We start from the raw sequence: 3451 nt of genomic DNA, 5'->3' as shown, positions 1-3451 counted from the left end.
GGTGGTGAAGCTGGGCCCCGATGGCGCCTACTTCAGCAGCGATGCGGCCAGCGGCCATGTGCCGGGCTTTCCGGTGGCCGAAGTGGTGGACACGGTGGGCGCGGGCGATGGCTTTGCGGTGGGCGTGATCAGCGCGCTGCTGGCCGGCCGCAGCCTGCCCGATGCCGTGCGCCGCGGCGCCTGGATCGGCGCCCGCGCGGTGCAGGTGCTGGGCGATACCGAAGGCCTGCCCACGCAGGCCCAACTGCAGGAGAGTGGCCTGTGACCATGCCCCGCCAGCAGGTGCTGGTGTTCCGCGAACTGCCGCCCGACCAGCTGGCACGGCTGCAGGCCGAACATGAAGTGACGGTGGCCAACCCCCGCGTGGCCGAGCAGCGCGACGCCTTCTTCGAGGCGCTGCCGCACGCCCAGGGCCTGATCGGCTCCAGCTACCGCATCGATGCACCGCTGCTGGCGCAGGCGCCGGCACTGCGGGTGATTTCCAGCATCTCGGTGGGCATCGACAACTACGAGCTGCCGGCGCTGCGTGAACGCGGCGTGATGCTGTGCCACACCCCCGGCGTGCTGACCGAGACCACCGCCGACACCTTGTTCGCGCTGGTCATGGCCACCAGCCGCCGGCTGGTGGAGCTGGCCGCGCTGGTGCGTGAAGGGCGCTGGCACAAGAACATCGACGAACAGATGTTCGGCTGGGACGTGCACGGCAAGACGCTGGGCATCGTGGGCTTCGGCCGCATCGGCCAAGCGCTGGCGCGGCGGGCGGCGCTGGGCTTCGGCATGCCGGTGCTGTTCCACAACCGGTCGGCGGTGAACGTGGACCAGGAGCTGCCGGCGCTGGCCGGCCATGCCCGCCAGGTGAGCCTGCCAGAGCTGCTGGCCCAGGCCGACATCGTGGCGCTGACGGTGCCATTGACCGACGAGACCCGTGGCCTGATGAACGCCGAGCGCTTCGCGGCCATGAAGCCCGGCGCGATGCTGGTCAACGGCTCGCGCGGCGGCGTGGTGGACGAAGCGGCGCTGCTGGCCGCGCTGGACAGCGGGCACCTGCGGGCCGCCGGGCTGGACGTGTTTGCCACCGAACCGCTGCCGCTGGATTCACCGCTGCGCCCCCACCCGCGTGTGACGCCCTTGCCGCACATCGGCTCGGCCACGCACGAGACGCGGCATGCCATGGCCGTGCTGGCCACCAGCAACCTGCTGCAGGCGCTGGCCGGCGAAACCCCCGCCGCCACGGTGCGTTGAAGCAGGCCCGCTGCGGGCTGTAGGACAGCCCGCACGCCCTGTTGCGACGGCGCCCCGCAGCCACAGGCGCTGCGCAGGCGCAGCATCGTTGTTCGACACAAGGAGAACACGATGAGCCTGACAGCCCCCACCAACACCCAGGACCGTCCGCTGGCCACGCCCGATGCGCGCCACCGTCCGCAAGGCGCGGGCGACGTGGGCGGCCAGGCCAGCACCATCGATGCCGGCGTGGCCGAGGCCACCACCTCGCCGGACGTGGCACCCGACGTCGGCCCCGCCACCAAGCCGCAGCCCACCGACGGCGATTGGCGCCAGCGTGAAGACGCCGGCACTGGCGGCGGCCAGGAGTACCCCGACAGCACCGGCGTGCGCCGCCCCGGCGTGCAGGTGAACGACGACGACAACGTGCTGGAGTCGCTGGGCAATGCCATTGTCGACCCGATGGTCACCGCGGCCAACGACAAGCCCGGCACGCCTGCACGCTGATCTGCTGCCCGGTCCGTCCCCATGCCCAGAGCCGGCACGCTGTTTGCCGCGCCGGACCCATGCAACAGGAGATCGACGTGGTCCCTTGCGAAGCACGCAGCGTGGGTGGTGGCGAAGACTTGCTCTTCGGTGATGCCACGGCCGCGTGGGCGCGGTTGATGGACGATGAGGCGCCCACGGCAAGCCGTGCGCGCCCCCGGGTGCAGGTACTGCTGCAGGCCATGCCTGGCAGCACCGCCCCGCAAGAGGCAGGTCAGGGAGAACGGAATGACGCAGGCCGACGCGCCGACCCAAGCGATGGGCGGACTGCAGGGCGCGCATGTGCTGCTGGTGGATGACTGCGTGGATGCGCTGATGCCGCTGGCGGCCTTGCTGGAGATGATCGGCGCCGAGGTGGACACCGCCGACAACGGCCACACCGCGCTGCAGCGCTTGCGCCAGGGGCATTTCGACGTGCTGGTGTCAGACCTGCGCATGCCCGGCATGTCGGGCGTGGAACTGGTCAAGGCCATGCGGGCCGACCGCGAGGTCGACCAGCCCGTGGCCATCGCCTACACCGGCTTCACGTCGATGGCCACGCGCGAGGTGGTGGACGCGGGCTTCGATGCGGTGTTGACCAAGCCGCTGGGCATCGACCAGCTGGCCGCCACCATCACCCGGCTGCGGGCCCGACCGCAAGCCCCGCGGTAGGCGGTAACGGCCCTCGCTACGGCCACCGCGCTTGCGGCAATTCGGGGCCGCTTTCCGGCAATTCCGGTGCCTGATTACGGAGGGCTGGAGCGCCGCACAGAGGGAACGGGCGCCTTGCGCGCCCCCGGCACGAAAGGTGCGGAACGGGTGGGTTGCCAAGAGGAGTTCAAACCCCCATGCCTGCCAGCAGTCTTCGTGTCATCCACCAGCAGAACCAGGCTTTGTCGCCCCGCCTGCAGCATGCGGTACGGCTGCTGCAGATGTCTTCGCTGGACTTTGCGCAAACCCTGGCCGAAACGCTGGGCCGCAACCCCTTCCTGGAAGGTGACGAGGGCGAAGAAGCGCCCCTGCCGCCCGGCTTGACCGCACTGGTCAACCCGCTGGCCGAGCCCGGCAGCGCCACCGCCCCGCGTGAAGAAGGCAGCCTGCCCGATGGCAACGCCACCGACTATGAAGCGGCCGACGAGCTGGGCAGCAGCGAGCCGCCGCCCGATGCCGGCACCTGGAACGAAGCCCTGCCCAGCGCGCCCAAGGGCGATGGCGGCGAGGTGTCGGCCACCGAATTGCTGGCCAGCAGCACGGGCCTGAACACCCACCTGCACGGCCAGCTCAACCTGCTGCCGCTGGGTGAGCGCGACATGGCCCTGGCCAAGGCCGTGGTCGAGCTGCTGGACGACGACGGCTACCTGCGTGCCGACCCCTTCGAGCTGACGGCCGACGATGCGCTGGACCCGCCCGCCACCGACGAGGAAGTGCGCATCGCCGTGCGCCGCGTGCAGTCGCTGGACCCGGCTGGCGTGGGCGCCCGCACGGTGCAGGAGTGCCTGCTGCTGCAGACCGGCGAGATCGAGGATGCGCACCAGCGGGCGCTGGCCCGCCGCATCATCGGTGAGCAACTGCGCCTGCTGGGCACGCGCGATTGCGAGACGCTGGCCCACCGGCTGGGCTTTGCGCTGGCCGAGGTGGAAGCGGCCTGTGCCCGCATCCGCCGCTTCGATCCGCGGCCGGGCTGGCGCTTCGGTGCGCCGCCGCT

Annotated in this window: 4 protein-coding genes and 1 pseudogene; all 5 read left to right on the top strand. The window is 71.1% G+C overall.

Annotated features, from left to right (window positions below; all coding sequences use genetic code 11):
- Positions 1-265 (top strand): PfkB family carbohydrate kinase (locus ABNT58_RS06685; protein ID WP_348752722.1); only part of this gene is annotated, 265 nt, incomplete at its 5' end.
- A 2-nt stretch (positions 266-267) separates the two neighbouring features.
- Positions 268-1242: a D-glycerate dehydrogenase gene (locus ABNT58_RS06680; protein WP_348752723.1), complete on the top strand. Its 975-nt coding sequence runs from the start codon at positions 268-270 to the stop codon at positions 1240-1242.
- Between the two features lie 111 nt (positions 1243-1353).
- Positions 1354-1728, top strand: coding sequence for a hypothetical protein (locus ABNT58_RS06675; protein ID WP_348752721.1), 375 nt, complete (start codon positions 1354-1356; stop codon positions 1726-1728).
- A 267-nt stretch (positions 1729-1995) separates the two neighbouring features.
- Positions 1996-2418 (top strand): response regulator, encoded by a 423-nt coding sequence (locus ABNT58_RS06670; RefSeq protein ID WP_348752720.1) that lies wholly within the window; start codon positions 1996-1998, stop codon positions 2416-2418.
- 176 nt (positions 2419-2594) lie between these two features.
- Positions 2595-3451, top strand: a pseudogene (locus ABNT58_RS06665) (RNA polymerase sigma-54 factor); the annotation flags it as partial.

Origin of the sequence: uncultured Aquincola sp. (genome assembly GCF_964001545.1) — a bacterium.
In the GTDB taxonomy this organism is placed as follows: Bacteria; Pseudomonadota; Gammaproteobacteria; order Burkholderiales; family Burkholderiaceae_C; genus Aquincola.
This window is presented reverse-complemented; position numbering and strand designations above follow the sequence as displayed.